The organism is Amycolatopsis sacchari (assembly GCF_900114035.1).
In the GTDB taxonomy this organism is placed as follows: domain Bacteria; phylum Actinomycetota; class Actinomycetes; order Mycobacteriales; family Pseudonocardiaceae; genus Amycolatopsis_E; species Amycolatopsis_E sacchari.
This window is the reverse complement of the sequence record NZ_FORP01000030.1, coordinates 19567-45987: the sequence shown is the minus strand read 5'-3', so window position 1 is coordinate 45987 and position 26421 is coordinate 19567. Positions and strand designations below refer to the sequence as shown.

Genomic DNA, 26421 nt, shown 5'->3' with positions numbered 1-26421 from the left:
ATTGCAACTATTCGTACCGTACGGCAGAATGGTTTCAATCAGCAACTCTTCTGGAGGCGTGGTGGCACAGCCGGACATCCGCACCGAGGACGTGACCTGGACCGACCCGACGTGCCCGGTGGCCCGGACCGTGGACCTCGTCGGCGACCGGTGGAGCCTGCTCATCGTCCGCGACGCCATGGACGGCGCGCGTGCCTTCACCGACTTCCAGCAGCGCACCGGCATCGCGCGCAACATCCTCACCGACCGGCTGCGCCGCCTGACCGAGCGCGGCATCCTCCACCGCGAGACGGCGCCATCCGGGAAACGGCAGGTCTACACACTGACCGCGGCCGGGCGCGACCTCTTCACCGTCGTCGTGGCCCTGCGGCAGTGGGGTGAGCGGCACGCGTTCACCGAAGGCGAGGACCACTCGGTTCTCGTGGACCACCGCGGTCACCAGCTGCCCGAGCTGCGCCCCACGGACTCGCGCGGCGAACCGGTGGACCCGGACACGACGACCGTGCGCAAGGAAAGGGGCCACCGCCGTGGGAACGGCGATGGCCCCTGAGCGAGCGCGAGGCTCAGCCCTTGCGCTTCGCGACCTCTTCGGTCAGCTGCGGGGCGACGTTGAACAGGTCGCCCACGACACCGAAGTCGGCGATCTCGAAGATCGGCGCCTCCGGGTCCTTGTTGACCGCGACGATCGTCTTCGAGGTCTGCATACCGGCGCGGTGCTGGATCGCACCGGAGATGCCCAGCGCGACGTACAGCTGCGGCGAAACCGTCTTACCGGTCTGGCCGACCTGGAACTGCGCCGGGTAGTAGCCGGAGTCGACCGCGGCGCGCGACGCGCCGACGGCCGCGCCGAGCGAGTCGGCCAGCTTCTCCACGACCTCGAACTTCTCGGCGGAACCGACACCGCGACCACCCGAGACGACGATCGACGCCTCGGTCAGCTCCGGCCGGTCGCCACCGACCACCGGCTCCACGCCGGTGATCTTCGCGGCCTTCGCCGCGTCGGTCGCGGGGACCTCGACGGACTCCTCGGCCGCCGCACCCTCGGCCTCGCTGGCCTCGACCGCGCCGGGGCGGACCGAGATGACCGGGAAACCCTTGCCCGCCTTCGACTTCACGGTGTAGGCGCCGCCGAAGATGGACTGCTCGACGGTGCCGTCGGAGTTGACGGCGACCACGTCGTAGAGCAGCGCGCTGCCCAGGCGTACCGCGAGCCGGCCGGTCACCTCCTTGCCCTCACCGGTCGCCGCGGCGAGCACCGCGGCCGGGGAGACCTGCTCGGCCAGCTTGGCCAGCACGTCGACCTTCGGGGTCACCAGGTACTTGTCGGCGTCGTCGGACTCGGCGACGTACACCTTCGCCGCGCCGTAACGCGCCAGCTGCTCCTTGAACTTGCCCGCGGTGCCGGGGGCGCCGACGACGACGGCCGACGGCTCGCCCAGCTCGCGCGCGGCGGTCAGCAGCTCGAAGGTCAGCTTCTTCAGTTCGCCGCCCAAGTGGTCGACGAGAACCAGAACCTCAGCCATTGTTCGTTCTCCTCTCAGATGAGCTTCTGGCCGACCAGGAACTCGGCGATCTTCGTGCCGCCGTCGCCCTCGTCCTCGACGCGCTGACCGGCCTGCCGCGGCGGCTTCGGCGCCGCCTCGGTGACCTGCGACCACGCGTTGCCGAGGCCCACCTCGCCCGCGTCGATGCCCAGATCGGCGATCGTGAGCGTGTCGACGGGCTTCTTCTTCGCGGCCATGATGCCCTTGAAGGACGGGTACCGCGGCTCGTTGATCTTCTCGCTGACGCTCACCAGCGCCGGCAGGCTCGCCTCGAGGTGGGTCAGCCCGTCCTCGGTCTCGCGGTCGGCCTTCACGGTCGTGCCGTCGACGGTCAGCTGGCGCACGTAGGTCAGCTGCGGCAGGCCCAGCAGCTCGGCGAGGATCGCGGGCACCGCACCGGCGCGGCCGTCGGAGGCCTCGTTGCCGGCGATGATCAGGTCGTAGCCCTCGACCTTGCCGATGGCGGCGGCGAGCACCTTCGCGGTGGCGATCACGTCGGAGCCGTGCAGCGCCTCGTCGGAGACGTGGATGGCCTTGTCGGCACCCATCGACAGCGCCTTGCGGATGGCGTCGGTGGCGCGGTCGGGGCCGACGGAGATCACGGTGACCTCGCCCTCCCCGGCCTCCTTGATCTTGAGGGCCTCTTCGACGGCCTTCTCGTTGATCTCGTCGAGCACCGCGTCGGCGGACTCGCGGTCCAGCGTGTGGTCAGCGTCGGAGAGCTTCCGCTCCGAATAGGTGTCTGGCACCTGCTTGACCAGAACGACAATCTTCGTCATGGGTCCCCTTCGACCTCCCGGATTCAGCCCTACTCGTCGGTAGCGTAGGGAGGTTCGGCGGCGTTGGCGCGCTGAGGTGATGCCATTCACCGAGAATCGCAATTTACTAGGACGATGGTCCCAATACTTCTGTCCACCCTATCGCGCTACTCCGAGTGGCCTTGTCGGCGGATGGGCTACACGTCGTAGACCTTTCGGGCTAACCTCACTGACCGTGTCTCCTCACGTGGCGGTAGTGACCGACTCGACGGCCTCGCTCTCGGAGCAGCTCGTGCGGCAGTGGGGGATCAAGGTGATCCCGCTGCAGCTCCAGGTCGAGGACCGCATCGACGACGAGAACCGGTTCGACCGCGGGGAGCTCGTGGAATCGCTGCGGGCCGGCCGCCACGTCGCGACCGCCCCGCCCGATCCGGGCGCCTTCTTCTGGTCCTACCAGGACGCGGCGAGCGCGGGTGCCGCCGCGATCGTGAGCGTGCACATCTCGGGCCGGATGTCGGCCACCGTGCACGCCGCCCGCCAGGCCGCCGAGCAGGTGCGCATCCCCGTCTACACGCTCGACAGCGGGACGGTCGGGATGAGCCTGGGCTTCGCGGTGCTCTCCGCCGCGCGCGCGGCGGCCGCCGGAGCGCAGGTGAACCGCGTGATCGAGGCGGCGGAGCGGCGCTTCACCAGTACCTCAGAGCTGATCTACGTGGACACGCTCGAATACCTGCGCCGAGGCGGCCGGATCGGCGCCGCCTCGGCGATGGTGGGCACCGCGCTGAACATCAAGCCGCTGCTGACCGTCAAGAGCGGCGAGGTCGCGCCGCTCGCCCGCGTCCCCGGCGCCAAGCGGGCGCTGAACCGGCTGGTGGATCTCGCGGCCGAACGCGCGGGTTCGCACCCGAGCGAAGTGGCGGTTTCGTGCTTCCGGCCGACCGAGCGCGAGCTGGCGATGGTGGGCCAGCTGCGGCAGCGCATCCCGAACCTGCGCGACCTCTCGATCGTCGAGGCGAGCGTGGTCGTCGGCTCCCATGTCGGGCCCGGTGCGATGAGTGTGACGGTTTCTCCGGTTTGACCTGGGGAACTCCCCCTGTGCCGCCGCCGTTGGAGCGGTAGCGGAAACCGACATACGGGAGGAACCGTGGCCTCGCTGTTCAACCGCATCGCCCGGCTCGCCAACAGCCCGCAGGGCCGTCGCGCGATCCAGCAGGCGAAGCAGTTCGCCAACGACCCGCGCCGCCGCCAGCAGGCCAAGGACGCGGTGGAGAAGGTGCGCAGGCAGCTGGCGAACCGCCGTCGCGGACACTGATCGATAACTTCCCGTGAAGCTGTAACACTCGGCCGTTATCACCCGATAGGGTCACCCCCGTCCGGACGAGCCGAGGGAGCCGCGGGTGCTGACGGGGACGACGACCACACGTGAAGCGGCCGACGACGAGCAACGGCTCGTCGCGGAGATCAGGCGGTTCGCGGCCGCCCCGTTCGACGCCAGGCCGGCGCAGACGGCGCGGGTGGACGACCTCGACCTGCGGCTGTTCAGCTCCACCTACCTGCCCGCGTTCGAGTCACCGGAGGAGACGCCGCGGCCGGTCGAGGCGGAACTGGCGCGGCTGCGCCTCACGACGCCCGGCGGCGCGCCCACGAACCTGGGCGTGCTCGCCGTGGGCGCTGATCCGGGCGCCCACGTGCCGGGCGCGTACGTGCAGTTCATCCGGTACCAGGGCCTGGACCTCGACGCGCCCGTCGTCGACCAGCACGAGATCCGCGGCAACCTGGTCCACACCGCGACGCGGCTCAGCGCCCTGGTGGGCGCGAACCTGCGGACGAAGCTGAAGGAGGGCGAGGGCCTCTTCCGGGAAGACGCCCTGCCCGACTACCCGCCCGAGGCCCTGCGTGAGACGTGCATGAACGCCGTCATGCACCGGGACTACGAGCGCTCCCACGCGCCCGTGCGCATCGCGTGGTTCGAGGACCGGATCGAGGTGACCAACCCGGGCGGCCCGTACGGCCAGGTGCGGGTGGACAACTTCGACCGCGTCCAGGACTACCGGAACCCGGGGCTCGCCAGGGCGATGAAGGCGCTCGGATACGTCAACCGCTTCGGCCGCGGCATCTGGCGCATCCGGTCCGCCATGGCGAGGGCGGGCAACCCGGTCCCCGAGTTCCGCGTCGACGACTCCTCGTGGTGCGTGGTCCTGCGGAAGTGGCCCTAACCGCAGTTGGAGCAGCAGCCGCAGCCCGGGCCGGTGCACTTGCCGCAGCTGTTGCCGCAGCAGCCGGGGGCCGGGACCTCTTCTTCGTGCGCCATGATCGTTCTCCCGTCGTCGGTGGAACCAACGCATAGAGGGTCGCGCATATCCGCCCACCGGTTCCCGAACGTCGCCGGATCGGATGAAGATCGGGAAACGCCGGACGCTAGCGTAGGGGGAACCGGGCACAGCGGACGGGAGGCCGAGTGGACGTCGAAGTCGCAGGCAGGAGCACTGCGTTGCACCTGACGGGCGAGCGCACGGTACCCGGCGTCCCGAGCGAGAACTACTGGTTCCGCCGCCACGAAGCCGCCTACCTCGCGCTCCTGCCGCTCTGCGCGGGCGCGACCGTCCTCGAAGCCGGGTGCGGTGAGGGGTACGGCGCGGCGTTGATCGCCGAGCGGGCCGCCCGTGTGGTGGCGCTCGACTACGACGAGCCGACCGTCACGCACGTCGCCCGGCGTTATCCACAGCTGGGGACAGTGCGGGGAAATCTCGCGTACCTGCCGCTCGGTGCGTCCACTGTGGACGTCGTCGCGAACTTCCAGGTGATCGAGCACCTGTGGGACCAGGCGGGATTCCTCGCCGAGTGCCGCCGGGTGCTGCGGCCGGGCGGGCGGCTGCTAATGACCACGCCGAACCGCCTGACGTTCACGCCCGACAGCGACACCCCGCTCAACCCGTACCACACCAGGGAACTCGCACCGTCCGAACTGGACGCGCTGCTGCGTGACGCCGGGTTCGAGGTCGAGTCGCTGCGGGGGCTGCACCACGGTCCCGCCGTGCGTGCGCTGGACGAGCGGTACGGCGGGTCGATCATCGACGCGCAGCTCGACGTCGTCATGGGGCAGCTGCCGGGGCAGGCCGAGTGGCCTGAGGAGCTGCTCGCCGACATCGCGGCCATCGAGGCCACTGGGTTCGAGATCTCCGCCGAGCGCCTGGACGAAAGCCTCGACCTGATCGCCGTGGCGGTGCGCCCGTGACCACCGAGGGCACGTTCTGCCTCGTCCTGCACAGCCACCTGCCGTGGCTGCCGCACCACGGGTCCTGGCCCGTCGGCGAGGAGTGGCTGTACCAGGCGTGGGCGCATTCGTACCTGCCGGTGGTGGACCTGCTGCGCCGGTTCGCCGACGAGGGCAGGCGCGACGTGCTCACGCTCGGCGTCACGCCGGTCCTCGCCGCGCAGCTCGACGACCCGTACAGCCTGCGGACCTTCCACGAGTGGCTCGGCCACTGGCAGCTGCGCGCGCTCCAGGCGAGCACGCTGTGGCGCGACGACCCGCTGCTGCGGGAGCTGGGCGCGGCCGAGCACCGGGCCGCGGTGCACGCCACCGAGGAGCTGGAAACCCGGTGGCGGCACGGGTTCTCCCCGATCCTGCGGTCCCTTGTGGACAGTTCGACGATCGAGCTGCTCGGTGGGCCGCTCACGCACCCGTTCCAGCCGCTGCTGCACGAACGGATCCGCTCGTTCGCACTGCGGTCCGGGCTGGACGACACGCGGCTGCGGATCGGGCACCGGCCCGAGGGCATCTGGGCGCCGGAGTGCGGTTACGCGCCGGGCATGGAGGACGGGTACGCCGCCGCGGGCGTGAAGCGCTTTCTCGTGGACGGACCGTCGCTGCGCGGGGACACCGCGGGGGCACGCACGGTCGGCTCGTCAGACGTGGTGTGCTTCGGGCGGGACCTCGAGGTCACGTACCGGGTGTGGTCGCCGAAGTCGGGCTACCCCGGGCACGCGCACTACCGCGATTTCCACACGTGGGCGCACGAGGTCGGGGTCAAGCCGTCGCGGGTGACCGGCCACCACGTCGCGCCGGAGCACAAGGCGCCCTACGACCCGGCGCTGGCGGCGGACGCGGTGCGGCAGCACGTGAAGGACTTCGTGGACACCGTCGTGACGAGGTTGCGGCAGCTGCGGGAGCGTGACGGGCGGGAGGCGCTGGTCGTCGCCGCGTACGACACGGAGTTGTTCGGGCACTGGTGGCACGAGGGCCCCGCGTGGCTCGAAGGGGTCCTGCGGGCGCTGCCGGAGGCCGGGGTGCGGGTGACGACGTTGCGTGGCGCGGTCGAAGCCGGGCACGTGCGGGGTCCCGTGGACCTGCCGGCGTCGTCGTGGGGCTCGGGCAAGGACTGGCGCGTGTGGGACGGCGAGCAGGTCGCGGACATGGTCGAGGCGAACGCGGCGCTGCAGCGGCGGATGCTGGCGCTGCGGCCCGGGGCCGTGCGGGACCCGGTGCTGGACCTGGCCGTCGGCGAAGCGATGCTGGCGCTGTCGAGCGACTGGGCGTTCATGGTGACGAAGGACTCGGCGGCCGACTACGCCCGGCGCCGGGCCCGCGTGCACACGGACCGCTTCGACGCGCTCGTGGCGGGCCGGGGCCCGTTGCCGCTGGAAGACCGCGTCTTCGGGCACCTCGACGCGCGGTTGTTGACTCGCGAGTAACCTCGCCTCATGCGCGTGCTGATGTTGTCCTGGGAGTACCCGCCGGTCGTCGTCGGCGGGCTCGCGCGTCACGTGCACGCGCTGGCGAGGCACCTCGCCAAGGACGGGCACGAGGTCGTGGTGCTGTGCCGCCACGTGGCGGGGACCGACGCGCAGACGCACCCGACCACCGATCGCGTGGTCGACGGCGTGCGCGTCATCCGCGTCGCTGAGGACCCGATGCACGTGACGTTCGAGCAGGACCTAATCGCGTGGACGCTCGCGATGGGCCACGCCATGGTGCGGCACGGCCTGGCGTTGCTGCGGACGTGGCAGCCGGACGTCGTGCACGCCCACGACTGGCTGGTGGCGCACCCGGCGATCACGCTCGCGGAGACGTCCGGCAAACCGCTGGTCGGCACCATCCACGCGACGGAGGCCGGGCGGCATTCGGGCTGGTTGTCGTACCCGCTCAACCAGCAGGTGCACTCGGCGGAGTGGTGGCTGGCGAACCGGTCCGATGCGCTGATCACGTGCTCGCAGGCGATGCGCGCCGAGGTGGCGGGGCTGTTCGACGTGCCTGCAGACGACATCACGGTGATCCACAACGGGATCGAGGAACGCGGCTGGCGCGTGCCCGCCGCGGAGGTCTCGAAGGCCCGCGCCGAGTACGCGCCCGGCGGCGATCCGTTGTTGCTCTACTTCGGACGGTTGGAGTGGGAAAAAGGCGTGCAGGACCTGCTCGCCGCGCTGCCCGCCATCCGCCGCGACCACCCGGGGACGCGGTTGGTGGTGGCCGGGCGGGGGCGCCACCTGGACGAACTGGTCGCACAGGCGCGGAAACTGCGCGTGCGGCGGGCGGTGCACTTCGCGGGGCACCTGCCGGACCGGGAACTGCGGGCGGCACTCGCGGCGGCGGACGCGGTGGTGCTGCCGAGCCGGTACGAGCCGTTCGGGATCGTGGCGCTGGAAGCGGCGGCCGCGGAGGCGCCGTTGATCGCCTCGACGGCCGGTGGCCTGGGCGAGGTGGTGATCGACGGGATCACCGGCCTGGCCTTCGAACCGGGCGACAGCGCGGCGATCCGCTCGGCGGTGGATTCCGTGCTGCGGGACCGCAAGGCGGCGAAGCGCCGTGCCAGGACCGCACGCGCCCGCCTCGCGGAGGATTTCGACTGGGCGAGGATCGCGGAAGCCACGGCGGCGGTCTACCGCCGCGCGAAGGCCGGTGACCACGGCGAACTCCCGCGCCCGAAGATCCCGACGGGGAACGCCTTCGCGTGAAGGCGAGCCCCGAACAGTGACCCTGCAACGGGAAGCGAGCAGGGGCCAACGCCCACACCCACCCCCGCCCCGATCCCCAGCCGCACTTACGGCCGCTCCGGCGTGTCAAGGGTGGGCGAAGCCCATCGCGCAGCGACGCCGAAGGCGCCCTTTACGCGCCCCGAGCGGCCGTGAACACTCAAGGATCGGGGCGGGGGTGGGCCCCGGAGCAGGGCGCCCAGCGCCCGGTGGACCCCAGTGCCGTCGAACTCAGAAAACCGGAAACCCCACCCCACGCTCCTCCTCCGGCCGGGAGCCGAAGATGCGCCGCTCCGCTTCCGTGATCGGGACGTCGTTGATGCTCGCCTCGCGGCGGCGCATCAGGCCGTCCTCCGTGAACTCCCACAGTTCGTTGCCGTAGCTGCGGTACCACTGCCCCGCCGCGTCGTGGCTCTCGTACTGGAAGCGGACCGCGATGCGGTTGCCCCCGAACGCCCAGAGTTCCTTGCGCAGCGCGTAATCCAGCTCACGCTCCCACTTCTCCGTCAGAAAACGCACGATCGCCTCTCGGCCGACGATGTACCGGTCCCTGTTGCGCCACACGGAATCCTCCGTATACGCCAGCGCGACCTTCCCCGGGTCTCGCGTGTTCCAGGCGTCTTCGGCGGCCTGGACCTTCTGGGCGGCGGTGGTCTCGTCGAACGGCGGGAACGGGGGTCGGCTCATGTCGGCCAGCCTAGAGAACGCGCGTTCTCCTCGCTAGTGCGAAAAGAACCCGGCAGGAAGGTTGGGGACTTCCCACCGGGTCTTCCCGCGCGCTGTCCGGCCAGAGATCAGCGCACGTCGCCCTCCCCGTCAGGAGGTAAGGAGGGCGACCAGCTCACCAGCCCCTCGGGCGGAAAGCGCTTCACCGCACGTCCGTCAGGTACCGGGCGTACGCGCACGTCGTGAAGAAGCTCGGCAGCTTCTCGCCGAGGGCGGTCTCCTCGAAGATCTCCCGGGCGTCGTCCAGCCTGCTGTCGCCCAGCTCGGCGCGGACCGACGCCAGCTCCTCGTCCAGCCACTGCCGCACCAGCTCCGGCGTGATCGCCGTGCCGTCGCCCAGCTTCGTGCCGTTGCGGACCCACTGCCACACCTGGCACCGGGCGATCTCGGCCGTCGCGGCGTCCTCCATGAGGTTGAAGATCGCCGCCGCACCGGTGCCACGCAGCCACGAGTCGACGTAGCGCAGCGCGACGTTGATGTTGCTCCGGACACCCTCCTCGGTGACGTCGCCGCCCGCGCTGGCCACGTTGAGCAGATCGGTGGCCGTCACCGACACGTCGTCCCGCAGGCGGCCCAGCTGGTTCGGCCAGCCGCCGAGCGTCTCGGTGAACACCTCGTCGCACACCGGGACCAGCCCGGGGTGCGCGACCCACGAACCGTCGAAGCCGTCGTTCGCCTCGCGTTCCTTGTCCTGCCGGACCTTCTCGAAGGCGACGGCGTTGGCCTCGGGGTCCTTGCTCGGGATGAACGCCGCCATCCCGCCGATCGCGTACGCACCGCGCTTGTGGCACGTGCTGACCAACAGCTCGGTGTAGGCCCGCATGAACGGCACGGTCATCGTGACCTCCGCGCGGTCCGGCAGCACGAAGTCCGCACCGGCGTCGGCGAAGTTCTTGATGATCGAGAAGATGTAGTCCCAGCGCCCGGCGTTCAGCCCGGCCGCGTGCTCACGCAGCTCGTAGAGGATCTCCTCCATCTCGAACGCGGCGGGGATCGTCTCGATCAGGACGGTCGCGCGGATCGTCCCCTGCGGGATGCCCAGTTCGTCCTGCGCCATGCGGAACACGTCGTTCCACAGCCGGGCCTCCAGGTGGCTCTCCAGCTTCGGCAGGTAGAAGTACGGCCCGCTGCCCCGCGCGATCAGCTGGCGCGCGTTGTGGAAGAAGTACAGCCCGAAGTCCACCAGGCTCGCCGAAACCGGCCGCCCGTCGATGCGGATGTGCTTCTCCACCAGGTGCCAGCCCCGCGGCCGCGCGACGATCGTGGCCGGGTTGTCGCCGATGCGGTACTGCTTGCCGTTCGACTCGAAGTCGATGTTGCGGCGGATCGCGTCGTAGAGGTTCAGCTGGCCGCCGATGATGTTGGCCCACGTCGGCGAGGTGGCGTCCTCGAAGTCCGCGAGCCACACCTTCGCGTCCGAGTTCAGCGCGTTCACCGTCATCTTGCGGTCGGTCGGGCCGGTGATCTCGACGCGGCGGTCCTCCAGCCCCGGCGCGGGCTGCGCGACCTGCCACGACGGGTCGTTGCGGATCCAGCGCGTCTCGGGCAGGAAGTCCAGCGTGCGCTCCCCCGCGGCGAGTTCCTCGCAGCGGCGGCGCCGCTCGTCGAGCAGTTCGCGCCGGCGGCCGGCGAAGGCGTTGTCCAGCTTCGCGATGAAGTCCACCGCGGCCGGGGTGAGGATTTCGTCGAACCTTTCCCCGCGGGGACCGGCGACTTCGATCCGGGACGTGAAGCGTGCAGACATGACAACCTCTCTTCGGCTCTTCGGCGCGAACGGGAAAGGGGCCGGTGCGGCGCACCGGCCCCCCTCAACCGGTCAGTGGAACTGGGCTTCCTCGGTGGAGCCGGTGAGCGCGGTGGTCGAGCTCTCCGGGTTCAGGGCGGTGGACACCTGGTCGAACCAGCCGGTGCCGACCTCGCGCTGGTGCTTCGTGGCGGTGTAGCCCCGCTCCTCGGCCGCGAACTCACGCTCCTGCAGGTCGACGTAGGCGGTCATGCCCTCGCGGGCGTAGCCGTGCGCCAGGTCGAACATCGAGTAGTTCAGTGCGTGGAAGCCGGCCAGCGTGATGAACTGGAACTTGTAGCCCATGTGGCCGAGCTCGCGCTGGAACTTCGCGATCGTCGCGTCGTCCAGGTGCTTGCGCCAGTTGAACGACGGCGAGCAGTTGTACGCCAGCATCTGGTCCGGGTACTTGGCCTTGATGGCCTCCGCGTACTTGCGGGCGACCTCGAGGTCCGGAGTGGACGTTTCCATCCACAGCAGGTCGGCGTACTCGGCGTAGGCCAGACCGCGGTCGATGCACGGCTCGATCCCGTTGCGCACCTTGTAGAAGCCCTCGGAGGTGCGCTCGCCGGTGATGTACTTCTGGTCGCGCTCGTCCACGTCGCTGGTGATCAGCGTCGCGGCCTGCGCGTCGGTGCGGGCGACGACCAGGGTCGGCACGTTCAGCACGTCCGCGGCGAGGCGGGCGGCGTTGAGGGTGCGCTCGTGCTGCTTGGTCGGGATGAGGACCTTGCCGCCGAGGTGACCGCACTTCTTCTCGGACGCCAGCTGGTCCTCCCAGTGCACGCCCGCGGCACCGGCCGCGATCATGCCCTTCATCAGCTCGAACGCGTTGAGCGGGCCACCGAAGCCGGCCTCGGCGTCGGCGACGATCGGGGCGTACCAGTCGATGTCCGTGTTGCCCTCGGCCCAGTTGATCTGGTCCGCACGGCCCAGCGCGTTGTTGATGCGCCGCACGACGGCCGGGACCGAGTTCGCCGGGTACAGGCTCTGGTCCGGGTAGGTCTGGCCCGCCAGGTTGGCGTCGGCCGCGACCTGCCAGCCCGACAGGTAGATGGCCTTGAGGCCCGCGCGGACCTGCTGGACGGCCTGGTTACCGGTCAGCGCGCCCAGCGCGTGGACGTAGTCCTCGGTCTGCAGGAGCTCCCACAGCTTCTCCGCGCCGCGGCGGGCCAGCGTGTGCTCCTCGACCACGCTGCCACGCAGCTTGATCACGTCGGCCGCGCTGTAGGACCGCTTGACACCCTTCCACCGGGGGTCGGTCTCCCACTGCTTGGCCAGCTCGGCGGCCGCCTGCTCGAAGTTCTGTGTCATGAGATGTCTCCACCCTTGCAAACTTTGCGATGACTCGCTGATGCCATTGACGATGACATGACCTGCTGAAACAGCGCCAGCGCTCCAATTTGCCAATTTCTGCGAATTTTCCGTAGCATGTTGTGAAGGTTGCGAACGCTGTGTTCGCAGCCACCAGAAAGTTTCGTGACTGAACCGGTTTCTTGATCGGTCAGGCACGGAAGATCTCCGACCGGGAGGCCCGGAATGGACAAGACTTTCGCCGGCGCGAAACTGCGGCACCTGCGCGAGAGCCGCTCGATGAGCCAGGCGGACGCCGCCCGTCTGCTGGAAATCAGCCCCAGCTACCTCAACCAGATCGAGCACAACGCCCGTCCCTTGACCGTTCCAGTGCTCCTCCGCATCACCGAGGCGTTCGGCGTCGACACCGAGTTCTTCGCCAACAACGACACCGCGCGGCTGGTCGCGGACGTCCGCGAAGCCCTCCTCGACGAGGCCGTCGGCGTCGAGGCGACGACCAGCGAGCTGAACGAGCTGGCGACCAACCTGCCCGCCGTCGCGCAGGCCCTGGTCAAGCTGCACCGCAGCTACCGCAACGCCGTCGAGACGACGGCCGCGCTGGTCACGGAGAACGGCATGGGCCTGCACGGCAGCGCCGCCGCCCCCCTGCCGCACGAGGAGGTGCGCGACTTCTTCTACGAGCGCGAGAACTACGTCGCCGAGCTGGACGAACGCGCCGAGAAGATGGCCGTCGCGATGGACCTGCGGCCCGGCAGCGTGCACCGGACGTTGCAGGACCGGCTGACCGGGCACTACGGCGTCCAGGTGACGACCGAGGGCATCGACGAGGCCCGCGGCCAGCAGCACCGGTACGAACCGGTCGCCCGCGTGCTGCGGCTCGCGCCGAGCCTGCGCATCGGGCAGCGGTCGTTCCGGATGGCCTCGCAGATCGCGCTGCTGGAGTACGACGACCTGATCACCGAACTGGCCGACTCGTGGGCGTTCTCCGGGCCGGCCGCGCGGTCACTGGCGAGGGTGGGGCTGGCGAACTACTTCGCGGGCGCGCTGATCCTGCCGTACGGGCCGTTCCTGTCGCAGGCCGAGCGGTTCCGGTACGACATCGAGCGCCTGTGCGACCACTTCGGGGTCGGCTTCGAGACGGTCTGCCACCGGTTGTCGACGATGCAGCGGCCGAAGATGCGCGGGGTGCCGTTCTCGTTCGTCCGGGTGGACCGGGCGGGGAACATGTCGAAGCGCCAGTCGGCGGCGGGTTTCCACTTCTCGCGCGTGGGCGGGGCGTGTCCACTGTGGAACATCTACGAGGCTTTCACGCAGCCGGGCAAGATCATCACGCAGATCGCGACCCTGCCCGACGGCAAGAGCTACTTCTGGATCGCGCGCACGGTCGCCCGCAACATCGGCGGCTACGGCAGCCCGGGCAAGATGTTCAGCGTCGGCCTCGGCTGCGAACTGCGGCACGCGCGGCGGCTGGTGTACTCGACGGGCCTCGACCTGGACGACCGCGCCGCCGCGACCCCGATCGGCATGGGCTGCAAGGTGTGCGACCGGCCGGCCTGCCCGCAGCGCGCGTTCCCCACGATCGGCAAGCAGTTGACGGTGGATGAGAACACGAGCACCTTCGTGCCCTATCCGGCCGTGCCGAAGAGCTGACCGGGCAATGTCTCGGTGTGACCGGCGGGGGCGTGGCTACCGTCAGTCCGCGGTCCCACGACCGGTCAGCAGCCCACGGCGGGACGAGCACCTTCGTGCCCTATCCGGCCGTGCCGAAGAGCTGACCGGGCAATGTCTCGGTGTGACCGGCGGGGGCGCGGCTACCGTCAGGCTGCGGTCCCACGGCGGGACGAGAACATTCGTGCCCCATCCGGCCGTGCCGAAGAGCTGACCGGGCAACGCCTCGGTGTGACCGGCGGGGCGCGGCTACCGTCAGGCTGCGGTCCCACGGCGGGACGAGAACATTCGTGCCCCATCCGGCCGTGCCGAAGAGCTGACCGGGCAACCTCTCGGTGTGACCGGCGTGGGCGCGGCTACCGTCAGCCTGCGGTCCCACGGCGGGACGAGAACATTCGTGCCCCATCCGGCCGTACCGAAGAGCTGACCGGGCAACGTCCCCGCTCGACCGCCGCGGGCGTGGCTACCGTCGGCGGCATGCGCGTCCTGTTCAGCAGCATGCCCACGCACGGGCACGTGCTGCCGTTGCTGCCCACCGCGGGCGCCGCCCGTGCCGCGGGCGACGAGGTCGCCGTGTCGACCGGCGCCTCGCTGCGTGAGGTGGTCGGGGAGCTGCGGTTCCTGCCCGCGGGGCCGGAGATGCCGGAGCTGTTCGCCGAGCAGGCGCGACGGCCGGGGTCCCGCGATCCCCGGCGCGCGGAAGACCTGCCGGCGGTGACGGCCTTCTTCGGCGACGTGCGCATCGGGCTGACGTTCGACGCGGCGCTGGCGGCGGCGAAGGCGTTCCAGCCGGAACTGGTCGTCGCCGAGGTGGCCGACCTGGTCGCCCCGCTCGTCGCCGCGGCGCTGGGGGTGCCGTGGGTGGCGCACAGCATCTCGGCCGCGTTCCCCGAGCCGCTGGCCCGGCTGTTCGAGGAGGAGGTGCGGCGGCAGGCGGAGGCGAGGGGCCTGCGCGTGTCGCCGCGGAGCGCGTTGCTGGACCTGTGGCCGTCGTTCCTGCAGTTCGACGGCTACCGCCCGCCCGCCGACCTGGTTCCGGTGCGGCCGCTGCCCTACCGGCCGCCGGGCAGCGCGCCCGCACCACTGGCGCGGGGCGAGCGGCGGCGGGTGCTGTTCACCCTCGGCACGACGGGGGACATGTCGGTGGTCACGGGCAGGCTGCTGGCTTCACTGTCCGCTTTGGACGTCGAGGTCGTCGTCACCGCCGATCCGGTCCCGGACGCGCCGGACGCCGTCCGGTTCGTCGGGTTCACCCCGCTGGCGGACCTGCTCGAAGGCACGGACGTGGTGATCACGACCGGCGGCGCGGGCACCCTCATCGCGGCGCTGGGGCACGGCATCCCGATGGTGACGCTGCCCATGGTGGCCGACCAGCCGTTGCTCGCCGAGCGAGCGGCGTCGCTGGGCGCGGCGGCGGTCGTGGACCCGCGGCAGGCGGAGGACCGGCTGGCGGACGCGGTGGCGACGGTTCTCGGCGAGCCGGAGTACGGCGCGACTGCCCGCGAGGCGGCGGCGCGGATCGCGCAGCTGCCCGCGCCGGAAGCCGCCTGGGCGGAGGTGCTGGCGCGGCTCGCGCAGGGGTGAAGCGGCGCGAGCCGGGGCACGGCTCGCCCGCGACGCGGCGGCACGGATCACGCAGCTACCCGCGCCCGAAGCCGCCTGGGCGGAGGTGCTGGCCCGGATCGCGCAGCGGGGAAGCGACCGCGAGCCAGGGCACGGCTCGCCCGCGACGCGGCGGCACGGATCACGCAGCTGCCCACGCCCGAAGCCGCCTGGGCGGAGGCGCTGGCCCGGATCGCGCAGCGGGGAAGCGGCGCGGGGACAGCGGCACAACCGGGCGACAAGCGACCGCGAGCCAGACACGGCTCGGCCACCCGCGACGCGGCGGCGCGGGTCGCGCAGCCGCCCGCACCGGAAGCCGCCTGGGCGGAGGCGCTGGCCCGGATCGCGCAGCGGGGAAGCAGCGCGGGGAAGCGACCGCGAGCCGGGGCACGGCTCGACTGCCCGCGGCGCCGCCCGGGCGGAGTGCCGTCGTAGCAGCGAAGCAGCACAGGAAATCACGCCGGTAGCCACTCGACCCACGAACCGTGTGGGTCGGTGCGGGCGATGGCCTGGGCGTCCCGGGCCAGGGTGAACGTGCCGGGCACAGCAGAGGCCTCACAGCCGGGAATCACGGCCGCGTTCTCGTTCGCCAGCCAGATCGCGCCCGTGGCGCGGACCGCGTCGGCGAAGGCGGTGCGTTCGCCGGGGTCCCGGACGTAGGCCAGCACGGCGGTGTGGAACACGACGAGCGTCGCCTCCGGTGGGGCCTGCGCCGCGAGCGCGGTGAAGTCCGTTCGCAGGTCCCCGCGATGCACCGGCGGCGGATCGCGGCGGGCGACCTCCAGCGCGGCCCGCAGCCGGGGCAGGCGCTCCTCCTCCCCCGGCCAGATCAACGCCTCCAGCCACGCGCATTCGGCAGGATCACGCACGTCGAGCGGGTTGAGGTCGAGTCCGGCCCGCCAGACCACCTCGGGCACACGCGACGGCAGCGGCGTGGCGTCGTTCGCCCGACAGGGAAGCACCGGCTCGCCGGGCAGGGACACGCGGCCGTAGTCGTAGCCGTACCGATCGGGCTGCAGGCACAGCCCCGCCGACGCGCCCACCTCCAGCAACGCGAGTGGCTGCGGCAGAGCCGCGAGCGCGGGCAGCAGCGTCGCGCACCGCGCGGGTTCGTTGGTCTGCGTCGAACGGCTGACGATCACTTCGCGGATGTCACCACGGCGCTCGGCGAAGGACTCCCGGAACGACGCCCAATCCCGCGTCGGACCACACAGGTACTGCACCGCCGCCAGGAACAGGTTCGGCTGCCGCTTCGCCTGCGGCAGCTCCTCCAGGAACGCCAGCACTTCCGCGTCTTCGGCGATGCGCGTGCAGATCTCGGTGTACACCTGCGACCGGCCCGCCGTCTCGTGCTCGGCGAAGCGGCGGTACAGCTCCGCGACGCCGGGCACTAGCCCTGTTCCAACGTCTTCTGCAGTGCCTTGTCCGCCTTGCGGGCCATGTCCTTGATCGCCTCGCGGCGGGCCGCGTCGGCTTCGTAGTCGGCTCGGCGGTCGCGCACGACGCGGGCCGGGGAGCCGACCGCGATGGCGTAGTCCGGGATGTCCCCGCGCACCACGGCGTGTGCGCCGAGCACGCAGCCGCGCCCGACGCGCGTGCCGCGCAGGACCGAGACCTTCGTGCCGATCCACGTGTCCGGCCCGATGCGCACGGGCGACTTCACGATGCCCTGGTCCTTGATCGGCAGGGTGATGTCGCTCGTCACGTGGTCGAAGTCGCAGATGTAGACCCAGTCCGCGACCAGCGTCGCCGCACCGAGTTCGATGTCGAGGTAGCCGTTGACGACGTTCTGCCGCCCGAACACGGCCTTGTCGCCGATGCGCAGCGAACCCTCGTGACAACGGATGGCGTTGCCGTCACCGATGTGCACCCAGCGCCCGATCTCCAGCCTGCCGTAACCGGGACGGCAGTGGATCTCGACGTTCTTGCCCAGGAACACCATGCCCCGCAGGATGATGTGCGGGTTCGCGAGCCGGAACTTCAGCAGCCGCCAGTACCGGACCAGGTACCACGGGGTGTACGCCCGGTTCCGGAGGAGCCAGCGCAGCGAATCGGCGGTCAGGAACTTCGCCTGCCGCGGGTCCTTCCGCGCCCGGCGCCACGCACCCACCCTCGACAGCACCGGCGATCCCCACATGGATGTCATAGGTTGGAAGGGTAACTGCCTCCCTCAAGGGCGGCGGCGGGGAAGGGGCTGGCCATGGGCACACGGCTGATCATCGACACGGACCCCGGCGTGGACGACGCCTTCGCGATCGCGCTCGCCGCGCTCAGCGACGACGTGGACCTGCTCGGGGTGACGACGGTGTTCGGCAACGTCTCGCTCGAAGCCACCACGCGCAACGCCCTGCGCGTACTGCAACTCTGCGGCCGCCCCGACGTTCCCGTCGCCGCCGGGGCCGCGCGCCCGCTGGTGCACCCGCAGCCCGCCCGGGCCGGGCACGTGCACGGCGAGGACGGGCTGTCCGGCCGCTCCGCCGCGCTGCCCGAGCCCGAGCGCGGACCCGAGCCGGGCGGCGCCGTCAAGCTGCTGGTGTCGCTGCTGGAAGCGGCCGACGAGCCGGTGACCATCGCGCCGATCGGGCCGCTCACCAACATCGCGCTGCTCCTGGCGGCGCACCCGCACGTCAAGGAGAAGATCGGCCGGATCGTGCTGATGGGCGGCGGCGTCGGCCGCGGCAACAGCACGGCGACCGCCGAGTTCAACATCTGGAGCGACCCCGAAGCGGCCCGGCGCGTGCTCGTCGAGGAGGACGTGCCGTGTGTCATGGTGCCGCTCGACCTGACGCACCGCTGCGCCGTTTCCACCGCCTGGCTGGGGAAACTCGCGGCCGGTGGCCGGATCGGCGCCGCACTGGAAGCGCTCACCCCCGACTACCTGGCGTCCTACCGGCGCTCGCTCGGCTGGGACGGGATCGTGCTGCACGACGCCGTCGCCGTCGCCGAGGCGATCAGCCCCGGCATCCTGCGCACCGAGTCCTACCCGGTCGACGTGGACTGCACGTTCGGCCCCGGACGCGGCACCACCCTCGTCGACCGCCGGCGGGCCGGCATGCGCGGCGAGGGTGAGGGTGCCGTCGCCCCGAGTGCCGTCCAGGTGGCGGTGGACACCGACGTGGACGGCCTCGGGGAGTTCGTGCTGGGCAGGCTCACGCGGTGAGCGCGGCCTTGAGGAACGCGACAGCCTGAGCGATCGCCGCACCGGCGGCAGGGGTCTCGCGCAGGGCGTTCAGCATCACGAAGTCGTGGATGACGCCCTGGTAGCGCACGGCCGTCACGGGGACACCGGCCTGGCGCAGCTTCGCTGCGTACGCCTCGCCTTCGTCGCGCAGCACGTCCGCCTCGCCGGTGATCACGAGTGCCGGCGGCAGGCCCGCGAGCTGCTCGACACTCGCCCGCAGCGGTGAAGCGGTGATCTCGGCGCGCTGCTTCTCGTCGGTCGTGTACTGGTCCCAGAACCACTTCATCCCGGTGCGGGACAGGAAGTACCCGTCGGCGAACTGCTCGTACGAGCCGGTGTCGAAGTTCGCGTCGGTGACCGGGTAGAACAGCACCTGCTGCCGGAACGACGGGCCACCGCGCTCCTTGGCCATCAGCGTGACGGCGGCGGTCATGTTCCCGCCGACCGAGTCACCGGCGATCGCGATGCGGCTCGCGTCGAGGTCCTTCTCGGCGCCGTGCTCGGCGACCCACTTCGCGACGGCGTAGTTCTGCTCGATCGCGACGGGGTAGCGGGCCTCGGGCGAGAGGCTGTACTTCGGGAAGACGACGGCGGCACCGGTGCCGACGGCGAGTTCGCGCACCAGGCGGTCGTGGGTGTGCTCGTTGCCGAACACCCAGCCCGCGCCGTGGATGTAGACGACCACCGGCAGCGCGCCCGTCGCGCCCTTCGGCCGCAGGATGCGCACCGGCACGTCGGCGACGGTCGTGTCCTCGATGTCGACCTCGGGCTTGGCGATCTCGCCCGACTGCACCTCGTCCACCGCCTTGCGGCCTTCGGCCGGGCCGAGGTCGTACAGGTACGGCGGGTTGGCGGTGGCCTCGGCGAACGCCTGCGCGGCGGGTTCCAGAGCGAGGTTCCGGGGGTTCGCGGTCATGTCCTTCTCCTTGCGTCGGTCGAACCGGATGACATGAAGGTAGCGCGCCATTCAGTTGTGCACAACTTAGTTGGACACAATGAGATGTAGAGCACTTGAATTGCCCGCATGACCAGGTGCGGGCACCATGGGTGCCAGGAGGTGACCGAGATGTCCGGAGAAGCACCCCGGCTCGACGATCAGGTCTGCTTCGCGCTCTACGCGGCGTCCCGCGCCGTGACGAACCTGTACCGGCCGCTGCTGGACGAGCTGAACCTGACGTACCCGCAGTACCTCGTGATGCTGGTGCTGTGGGAGCACGACAGCTGCCAGGTCAAGGAGCTGGGCCGGGCGCTGAGCCTCGACTCGGGCACGCTGTCGCCGCTGCTCAAGCGCCTGGAGAAGCTCGGGCTCGTGCGGCGCGAACGGCGCAGTGACGACGAGCGCTCGGTGAGCATCACGCTGACCGGCGAGGGCGCGGCGCTGAAGGAGAAGGCGATCCCGCTGCCGACGACGATCGGTGAGGCGATGGGCCTCGACGACGCCGGGCTGGCCGAGCTGCGCACGACGTTGCGCGCGCTGACCGAGTCCGTGACGAACTACCGCGTCACGCCGTCGGCGACGACCAGGGGGTAGGTGCACGCCGGGTCGGGATCGAGCACCTTCTCGCAGGTGATCCGGTAGGTCCACGGGCCGGCGAGGTCGTAGGCGTAGTGCAGCTCGCCGCCCCGGCGCGGGAACACTGTGGACAGTCGCAGCTCGTGCTCGTCCCGGCGGCCGGGCAGGCCGGAGCGCGGGTCGGCGTAGCGCACGCCGTCGACGGTGAACTCGTGCAGCTCGGTTCCGTCGTGCCCGGCCAGCGGCAGCAGGACCTCGTGCAGCGCGCCGAGGGTGGTGCCGGCCGGGACCTGCACCCGCCACCACTCCCCCGTGCCCGCTTCGACCTTGAGCTGGTGCACCCGGACGCGGAAGTTCGCCTTCACCAGCGCGTCGTGCAGCCCGGCGGCGTCGGGGTGGTCGCTGGCCGCGAGGACGCCGAGGCCGCCGCTGTCGCGGACGTAGTGGAAGGCGTTCTCGAGGCCGCGGCGGACGCGCGTGGCCAGGGCGTATTCGGTGACGAGCCAGCGGCGCTGCAGCTCGTCGACGCCGCGGCCCTCACCCCAGCTCGCCAGCGCGGCCATCGCGTGGGCACGCAGGTTCCGGTACCGCAGGGCGCTGCGCCAGGCGGACAGCACCTCCGCGCCGAAGCCCGCGACGACGTCCACCGCCGCGACCCGCTCGACGGGGGTGGCGAAGTCCGCGGCGTGCAGCAGCTGGGCCGCGCCGAAGACCGGACGGCGATCGCCGAACCAGCGCAACGCCAGTTCCCACGTCTCGTCCTCCGGCAGCGGGGCGAGCCGGGTCAGCAGTTCGCCCGCCGACAGCTCAGGCGTGACGGACTCGGGAGCGCGGGCCTCGAACCGGTCGCGCGCCCACCGGCCCAGATCCGTCAACCGCCCGCCGTCGAGCGCGCCGAAGCTGGTCAGCAACGCCACCGCGTCCTCGACGGGCAGGTCGCCGGTCTGCCGGAACGCCTTGTACGCGGCGGCCGCGTCCTCGTAGCCCGCCAGGATCTCTGCGACGTCCCCGCCTTCCGCGGCGGCGAGCACGGCGCGGCAGAGCGTGCGCGCGCCCCGGCGCTCCGGATCGTGCGACTCCGCGGTCAGAACGGCGTCGAGCCCCTTCAGCCACAGTTCGGCGGGATCGCCCTCGGGCTCGCGCGCGACCGCCTTGGCCGGGCCGATCTCGATCAGCCCGGCGGCTTCGGCGGCGAGCCACGGCCAGTGGACCGTGGGCACCTCGGCCGCCGTGCGTACCTTCGCCGGCAACCGCACGCCGAGCGCGGCTGCCGCCGACGGCAACTGCGCAGGCTTCAACACCCCTTTGGCCGTAACGGGTTTTCCCGAACCGACCCATTTCCTGAGTTTGTCCGCCTGCGACAGTCCCTCCTCGGCCGAGTTCGGGATCCGGGACGTCACGCCCGGAACACTAGAAGCACAGCCGGCGCACACCGGCACCGGCCCGAGGAGCAACCGGAGTGATCAAGGAACGTCCTGGCTACATGGCAGAGATGCGAGTCGAACCTGCCCGGGAGGCGGACGCCGCACAGATCCTCGCCGTGCACATCGCCGCTCGCAGCACGTACTACCGCGGTTTCGTGCCCGAGAAGCTCCTCGCGGAGCAGAACGAGCGCGATTCCGAGCTGTACCGGGGGATCATCCGCGCTCTCGACCGGCAAGTCCGCGTTGCGCGGCTGGACGGGGAGGTCATCGGGTTCCTCGTGCTCGGACCTTGCTACCACCCCGAGCCCGATCCGGCGGTCACGTCGCAGCTGTACCAGATCCAGGTGCACCCGGAGTTCTTCCGGCAGGGTGTCGGCTCGGCGCTGCACGCGGAAGCGGTGGCCCTGTGGCAGGCGGCCGGGGTGCGCGCGGCACGGCTGTGGGTGTGGGACTTCAACGTGACGGCACGCGCCTTCTACGCCAAGTACGGCTGGCGCGAGGACGGCAGGGAGCTGCCGGCCGGACCGCGCATCGGGGAGCACCGGCAGCTCGGCTACCGGCTGGATTTGCCCGGGCTCGCGGCGGGCAACTGACGACCGCTCAGCCCGCTTGGGACACCGGGGCCGCCGTGACGAGCCGCCGCACCCAGGCCAGGTCCGCCTTGCCCGCCGGGCTGCGCCGGATCTCCGGGACGAACAGCACCTCGCGCGGGCGCTTGTACCCGGCCAGTTCCGCCCCCACGTGGTCGGTGACCTGCTCCGCCGTCAGCTCTCCCCGCGGTGCGACGACGGCGACGATCCGCTGCCCCCACCTCGGGTCCGGCACGCCGGTCACGATCACGTCCGCCACGGCGGGGTGGGCGGCGATCACCTGCTCGACCTCCTCGGCGAACACCTTCTCCCCACCGGTGTTGATCACGCGGCTGCCGCGGCCGAGGAGGGTCAGCGAACCGTCCGCCTCCACCGTGACCAGGTCGCCCGAGAAGACGTAGCGGACGCCGTCGATCGTGCGGAACGTCGCGGCGCTCGCCTCCGGGTCGTCGAGGTAGCGGGTCTCGGGCTGGGTCGGCGCGGCGAGCCTGCCGACCTGCCCCGAGCCGGGCTCGACGTCACGGTCGTCGTCGCCGAACACGCGGCAGCCCGGCAGCAGCTCGAACCGCTCACGCCGCCCGCGTGCCGTGACCGACCGGGCGAACGGCCCGCCCTCCGACGCGGCCAGCACGTCCTCCAGCTCGGCGTCGCAGTGCCGCAGCAACCGCTCCTTGACGGCCGCGCTCCACGTCACACCCGCGCTCACCACGCGTTTCAGGCTGCTCACGTCGTAGTCGCCGCGGTCGAGCGCGTCGGCCAGGGGGCCGGCGAACACGTCACCGACCACCACCAGCACCGCCACCCGCAGCCGCTCGATCTCGCGCGCCATCTCGCCGGGGTCGTAGGAACGGGACGGCAGGTAGGCGACCGTGCCGCCGCTCGTCAGGCAGCCGAGGCTCAGGTACAGCCCGGTGCCGTGCATCAGCGGCGGCGCCACGAGCGTGGTCCGCCCCTGGATCTTCGCCGCGTTGGCGCCGACCACCTCGCTCAGCCACCGGTGGCTCGCCACGACGCCCTTCGGCCTGCCCGTGGTGCCGCCCGTGAACATCAGCCATTCGTCGTCGGGCGAGCGGTCGATGCGGGGCATCGGCGGCAGGGTCAGCTCGCCGAACGGCACGGCCTTCACCGAAGGCAGGCGGTCCAGCGCCGGGCGCATCCGGGACTCGAGGTCCGGGTCGTACACGAGCGCGTCCGCACGGGCCCCGCCCAGCAGCTCGACCAGCTCCCGCTCCCGGTAGCGGTAGTTGACGTTGACCGGCAGCGCGCGCAGCTTCGTCACCGCGAACACGGTTTCGAGGTAGCCGGGGCCGTTGTACAGCGCGATGCCGACGCGTGAGCCGGGACCGACACCTTCGGCTGCCAGCCGGGCCGCCAGCCGCGCGGCGTGATCGTCGAGTTCGCGCCAGGTCCGCCGGGTTTCGCCGTGCACCACGGCGAGCCGGTCCCCCAGCTCGTCGGCGAGACGTTCCAGGACCGTCGCGAGGTTCCCGTCCACGTGATCGAGCCTGGCCCCGCGGTGGGTGTGGGACAAGGGCCCTCTCGCCCCACGGAATATGAGCATTGCTAAATACTCTGATTGAGAGCTATATTCGGAGCCGTGACCGCCCAGCTCGCCGAGAACCTGATGGTGACGGTGGCCGGCCTCCGCAGGCTGGTCCGCCGCCACGTCGCCGCCCGGCTGCCCGAGCTCGACCCGCGCCTGCGCGGCGCGCAGATCGAGCTGCTGCGCGTGGTGGAGAAGCAGCCGGGCATCGGGGTCGCCGCGGCCGCGCGGCGGCTGCACCTCGCGGGCAACTCGGTCAGCACGCTCGTCAACCAGCTCGTCGACGCGGGGATGCTGGAGCGCCAGGTCGACCCGGCGGACCGGCGCGCGGCACGGCTGGAGCTGACGCCCGCCGCGCACACGAGGCTCGCCACCTGGCGGCGCACGAGGACCGAGTTCGTCGCCGGACGGCTGGCCGCTCTGTCCGATGTGGACCGTGAGGCGATCGAGTCGGCCCTGCCCGCGCTCAACCGCCTGCTCAAAGCGATCGAGGAGGAGACATGAGTGACACACCCGCCGTGAGGTGCACCGGGCTGCGGCACTCCTTCGGCGAGACGGCCGCGGTCGACGGGCTCGACCTGGAGATCGCGGCCGGGGAGATCTTCGGCCTGCTCGGCCCGAACGGGGCGGGCAAGACCACCACCATCCACATGATCACCACGCTGCTGCCCGTCACCGAAAGCCACATCGAGGTGTTCGGGCTCGACGTGCGCAGGAAGATGGCCGTCCGCAGGCTGATCGGCTACGTGCCCCAACAGCTTTCGGCCGACGCGACGCTCAGCGGACGGGAGAACGTCACCCTGTTCGCGCGGCTGTTCGACGTGCCCCGCGCGCACCGGCGTGAGCAGGTCGAGCGCGCGCTCGACGCCGTGGGCCTGACGCAGGACGCCGACCGGCAGGCCTCGGGCTACTCCGGCGGCATGATCCGCCGCCTGGAGCTGGCGCAGGCGCTGATCAGCTCGCCGCGGCTGCTGATACTGGACGAACCGACGATCGGCCTCGACCCGGTCGCGCGCTCCGCGGTGTGGGAGCGCATCGAGCAGATCCGCGCCGAGACCGGCATGACCGTGCTGGTCACGACGCACTACATGGACGAGGCCGAGCAGTACTGCGAGCGCATCGCGCTCATGCACCGCGGCCGCATCCGCGCACTCGGCACCCCCGCCGAACTCGAAGCCGGTCTCGGCGAGGGGTCCACTTTGGACGACGTGTTCCGCGCGATGACCGGCGACCAGCTCGATGGAGGAGGAATCCGCGATGTCCGCGCCACTCGCCGCACCGCCCGCCGCCTGGGCTAGCCCCGGTCCGCTCCGGCAGGTCGGGCTGCTGCTGTCGCGCATGGGCACGATGTGCCTGATGGAGCTGCAGAAGCTCCGCCGCGACCGCACCGAGCTCGTCACACGGGCCATCCAGCCCGCGTTGTGGTTGCTGATCTTCGGGGAGACCTTCACGCGGCTGCGCGCGATCCCCACCGGCAACACGCCGTACCTCGACTACCTCGCGCCCGGCATCCTCGCCCAGTCCGCCTTGTTCATCGCGATCTTCTACGGCATCCAGATCATCTGGGAACGCGACGCCGGGGTGCTGGCGAAACTGCTCGTCACCCCCACCCCGCGGGCCGCGCTGGTCGCGAGCAAGGCGTTCGCGGCCGGGTTGCGCGCACTCGTGCAGGCGGTGATCGTGCTGATCCTCGCGGCGCTGCTGGGGGTGTCGATCACGCCGAACCCGCTCAAGCTCGTCGGGATGGCGGTCGCGCTGGTGCTCGGATCGGCGTTCTTCTGCTGCCTGTCGATCGTGATCGCGGGGCTGGTGCTGTCCAGGGACCGGCTGATGGGCATCGGGCAGGCCATCACGATGCCGCTGTTCTTCGGCTCCAACGCGCTGTACCCGGTGGACCTGATGCCGGGCTGGCTCAAGGTCGTCAACCACGTCAACCCGCTCAGCTACGAGGTCGAGGCGCTGCGCGGCCTGCTCATCGGCACCCCGGCACGGCTCGGGCTCGACTTCGGGGTGCTCGTCGGCGCGATGCTCGCCGCCATCGGCGTCGCGTCCGCGCTGCTGGGACGCCTCGCCCGCTGAGGAGTTTGTCGGAATTCACCGCCGGGTACCCCTGCGCGCACCGGAAGCACTACAGCAGTGTGGTGCCCCATCGCGACAAAGGGGACGAGATGATGGCTCGTTCGAAAGACGCACATCTCCGGGTCCAGGGACTGCAGCCCGTGCAGGTCCTGGCGGGGCTCGTCGGGCTGGTCTACCTCGCGGCCGGGATCGTCGGGTTCGCGCGGACCGGGCTCGGGAACTTCGCGGGCAACCAGCACGAGATGCTGCTGGGCTTCATGATCAACCCGCTGCACAACCTCGTGCACGTGGTGGTCGGCGTGCTCGGCCTGCTGACCGCGACGTACTCGGGGCTCGCCCGCGCGTACGGCTGGGTGCTGTTCGTCGGCTACGGCCTGATCGCCATCTGGGGTCTGATGATCACCGGCGTGATCTCGTCGAACCCGGTGGCGAACCTGGGCAACCCGCTCAACCTCAACAACGCCGACAACTGGCTGCACGTCGGGACGGCGGTGCTGGGCCTCATCATCGCGGTGATGCCCGCCCGCAAGGTCGTGCACGTCGTCGAGCCCGAACCGGCGACGACCGCCACGACCACCACCACGACCGCACCGACCGAGCCGATCCGGACCGGCGGGGACACCCGCGCGGACGTCCCGGAGCAGGCGAAGGCCGAGGCCCGGCCGGGCGAGCGGCGGCGCGGGTCCTGGCTGCGGCGGAGCCACACCGCGGCGCACTGACACC

General features: G+C 71.2%; 26 protein-coding genes. 16 read left to right on the top strand and 10 right to left on the bottom strand.

Translation table 11 applies throughout. The features are described 5' to 3' along the window. Positions 1-28 precede the first annotated feature (28 nt). On the top strand, positions 29-550 hold the full coding sequence (locus BMZ92_RS32170) for a winged helix-turn-helix transcriptional regulator (protein ID WP_091515419.1): 522 nt from the start codon (positions 29-31) through the stop codon (positions 548-550). Between the two features lie 13 nt (positions 551-563). Here the strand turns inward: BMZ92_RS32170 and BMZ92_RS32165 are convergent, their stop codons facing one another. Together BMZ92_RS32165 and BMZ92_RS32160 are read right to left on the bottom strand one after the other, a co-directional pair. Further along, complete coding sequence (locus tag BMZ92_RS32165) at positions 564-1523, bottom strand: electron transfer flavoprotein subunit alpha/FixB family protein (RefSeq protein WP_091515416.1); 960 nt, start codon at positions 1521-1523, stop codon at positions 564-566. 14 nt (positions 1524-1537) lie between these two features. Further along, positions 1538-2323, bottom strand: coding sequence for an electron transfer flavoprotein subunit beta/FixA family protein (locus BMZ92_RS32160; protein ID WP_091515413.1), 786 nt, complete (start codon positions 2321-2323; stop codon positions 1538-1540). 214 nt (positions 2324-2537) lie between these two features. Between BMZ92_RS32160 and BMZ92_RS32155 the strand changes: the two genes are divergently transcribed. From BMZ92_RS32155 to BMZ92_RS32135, 6 genes are all read left to right on the top strand, one after another. Continuing rightward, the gene (locus tag BMZ92_RS32155; RefSeq protein ID WP_091515410.1) at positions 2538-3380 is read left to right on the top strand and encodes a DegV family protein; all 843 of its coding nucleotides are present in this window, start codon (positions 2538-2540) and stop codon (positions 3378-3380) included. A gap of 66 nt (positions 3381-3446) precedes the next feature. Next, the gene (locus BMZ92_RS37660; protein ID WP_177228966.1) at positions 3447-3614 is read left to right on the top strand and encodes a hypothetical protein; all 168 of its coding nucleotides are present in this window, start codon (positions 3447-3449) and stop codon (positions 3612-3614) included. Positions 3615-3699: 85 nt separating this feature from the next. Further along, a complete protein-coding gene (locus BMZ92_RS32150; RefSeq protein ID WP_245783388.1) occupies positions 3700-4518 on the top strand; it encodes an ATP-binding protein in 819 nt (272 codons plus the stop codon). 242 nt (positions 4519-4760) lie between these two features. Then, entirely contained in the window at positions 4761-5537 is a 777-nt protein-coding gene (locus BMZ92_RS32145) for a class I SAM-dependent methyltransferase (RefSeq protein WP_091515408.1), read from the top strand. Continuing rightward, entirely contained in the window at positions 5534-6997 is a 1464-nt protein-coding gene (locus BMZ92_RS32140) for a 1,4-alpha-glucan branching protein domain-containing protein (RefSeq protein WP_091515405.1), read from the top strand. Before BMZ92_RS32145 ends, BMZ92_RS32140 begins: the two co-directional genes overlap by 4 nt. A gap of 9 nt (positions 6998-7006) precedes the next feature. Then, a complete protein-coding gene (locus tag BMZ92_RS32135; RefSeq protein ID WP_091515402.1) occupies positions 7007-8257 on the top strand; it encodes a glycosyltransferase family 4 protein in 1251 nt (416 codons plus the stop codon). Between the two features lie 249 nt (positions 8258-8506). On the opposite strand, the gene BMZ92_RS32130 is transcribed toward BMZ92_RS32135, so the two are convergent. The 3 genes from BMZ92_RS32130 to aceA form a co-directional block, all read right to left on the bottom strand. After that, complete coding sequence (locus BMZ92_RS32130; RefSeq protein ID WP_091515399.1) at positions 8507-8962, bottom strand: nuclear transport factor 2 family protein; 456 nt, start codon at positions 8960-8962, stop codon at positions 8507-8509. A 181-nt stretch (positions 8963-9143) separates the two neighbouring features. After that, positions 9144-10745, bottom strand: a complete 1602-nt coding sequence (aceB, locus tag BMZ92_RS32125) for a malate synthase A (RefSeq protein WP_091515397.1) — start codon at positions 10743-10745, stop codon at positions 9144-9146. A gap of 72 nt (positions 10746-10817) precedes the next feature. Further along, positions 10818-12098, bottom strand: coding sequence for an isocitrate lyase (gene aceA, locus BMZ92_RS32120; protein ID WP_091515394.1), 1281 nt, complete (start codon positions 12096-12098; stop codon positions 10818-10820). Positions 12099-12323: 225 nt separating this feature from the next. On the opposite strand from aceA, the gene BMZ92_RS32115 reads away from it, so the two are divergent. Next, positions 12324-13748 (top strand): short-chain fatty acyl-CoA regulator family protein, encoded by a 1425-nt coding sequence (locus tag BMZ92_RS32115; protein ID WP_091515391.1) that lies wholly within the window; start codon positions 12324-12326, stop codon positions 13746-13748. Between the two features lie 495 nt (positions 13749-14243). Then, positions 14244-15350 (top strand): glycosyltransferase, encoded by a 1107-nt coding sequence (locus tag BMZ92_RS32110; RefSeq protein WP_091515388.1) that lies wholly within the window; start codon positions 14244-14246, stop codon positions 15348-15350. Positions 15351-15823: 473 nt separating this feature from the next. On the opposite strand, the gene BMZ92_RS32105 is transcribed toward BMZ92_RS32110, so the two are convergent. Next, on the bottom strand, positions 15824-16759 hold the full coding sequence (locus BMZ92_RS32105; RefSeq protein WP_091515385.1) for a DUF2332 domain-containing protein: 936 nt from the start codon (positions 16757-16759) through the stop codon (positions 15824-15826). Further along, a complete protein-coding gene (locus BMZ92_RS32100) occupies positions 16759-17514 on the bottom strand; it encodes an acyltransferase (protein WP_091515383.1) in 756 nt (251 codons plus the stop codon). The genes BMZ92_RS32105 and BMZ92_RS32100 overlap by 1 nt, the downstream gene beginning before the upstream one ends. 54 nt (positions 17515-17568) lie before the next feature. Here BMZ92_RS32100 and BMZ92_RS32095 point away from each other — a divergent pair, with 54 nt between their 5' ends. Beyond that, positions 17569-18528 (top strand): nucleoside hydrolase, encoded by a 960-nt coding sequence (locus BMZ92_RS32095; RefSeq protein ID WP_091515380.1) that lies wholly within the window; start codon positions 17569-17571, stop codon positions 18526-18528. Here the strand turns inward: BMZ92_RS32095 and BMZ92_RS32090 are convergent. Then, on the bottom strand, positions 18518-19465 hold the full coding sequence (locus BMZ92_RS32090) for an alpha/beta hydrolase (protein ID WP_091515379.1): 948 nt from the start codon (positions 19463-19465) through the stop codon (positions 18518-18520). The genes BMZ92_RS32095 and BMZ92_RS32090 overlap by 11 nt on opposite strands. A gap of 150 nt (positions 19466-19615) precedes the next feature. On the opposite strand from BMZ92_RS32090, the gene BMZ92_RS32085 reads away from it, so the two are divergent. Next, positions 19616-20080 (top strand): MarR family winged helix-turn-helix transcriptional regulator, encoded by a 465-nt coding sequence (locus tag BMZ92_RS32085; protein WP_091515376.1) that lies wholly within the window; start codon positions 19616-19618, stop codon positions 20078-20080. On the opposite strand, the gene BMZ92_RS32080 is transcribed toward BMZ92_RS32085, so the two are convergent. Beyond that, on the bottom strand, positions 20044-21363 hold the full coding sequence (locus BMZ92_RS32080; protein ID WP_245783387.1) for a plasmid pRiA4b ORF-3 family protein: 1320 nt from the start codon (positions 21361-21363) through the stop codon (positions 20044-20046). The two genes, BMZ92_RS32085 and BMZ92_RS32080, sit on opposite strands and share 37 nt — an antisense overlap. Positions 21364-21545: 182 nt before the next feature. Here BMZ92_RS32080 and BMZ92_RS32075 point away from each other — a divergent pair, with 182 nt between their 5' ends. After that, complete coding sequence (locus tag BMZ92_RS32075; protein ID WP_091515374.1) at positions 21546-22079, top strand: GNAT family N-acetyltransferase; 534 nt, start codon at positions 21546-21548, stop codon at positions 22077-22079. A 7-nt stretch (positions 22080-22086) separates the two neighbouring features. Here BMZ92_RS32075 and BMZ92_RS32070 read toward each other — a convergent pair whose 3' ends face one another. Further along, a complete protein-coding gene (locus tag BMZ92_RS32070; RefSeq protein WP_091515371.1) occupies positions 22087-23571 on the bottom strand; it encodes an AMP-binding protein in 1485 nt (494 codons plus the stop codon). A gap of 102 nt (positions 23572-23673) precedes the next feature. Between BMZ92_RS32070 and BMZ92_RS32065 the strand changes: the two genes are divergently transcribed. The 4 genes from BMZ92_RS32065 (at position 23674) to BMZ92_RS32050 (ending at position 26417) form a co-directional block, all read left to right on the top strand. Then, a complete protein-coding gene (locus tag BMZ92_RS32065) occupies positions 23674-24123 on the top strand; it encodes a MarR family winged helix-turn-helix transcriptional regulator (RefSeq protein WP_425425883.1) in 450 nt (149 codons plus the stop codon). Beyond that, on the top strand, positions 24120-24917 hold the full coding sequence (locus tag BMZ92_RS32060) for an ABC transporter ATP-binding protein (RefSeq protein WP_091515369.1): 798 nt from the start codon (positions 24120-24122) through the stop codon (positions 24915-24917). The genes BMZ92_RS32065 and BMZ92_RS32060 overlap by 4 nt, the downstream gene beginning before the upstream one ends. Continuing rightward, the gene (locus tag BMZ92_RS32055; protein WP_091515367.1) at positions 24877-25698 is read left to right on the top strand and encodes an ABC transporter permease; all 822 of its coding nucleotides are present in this window, start codon (positions 24877-24879) and stop codon (positions 25696-25698) included. Before BMZ92_RS32060 ends, BMZ92_RS32055 begins: the two co-directional genes overlap by 41 nt. Positions 25699-25790: 92 nt before the next feature. Continuing rightward, positions 25791-26417, top strand: coding sequence for a DUF4383 domain-containing protein (locus tag BMZ92_RS32050; protein ID WP_091515496.1), 627 nt, complete (start codon positions 25791-25793; stop codon positions 26415-26417). Positions 26418-26421 lie beyond the last annotated feature (4 nt).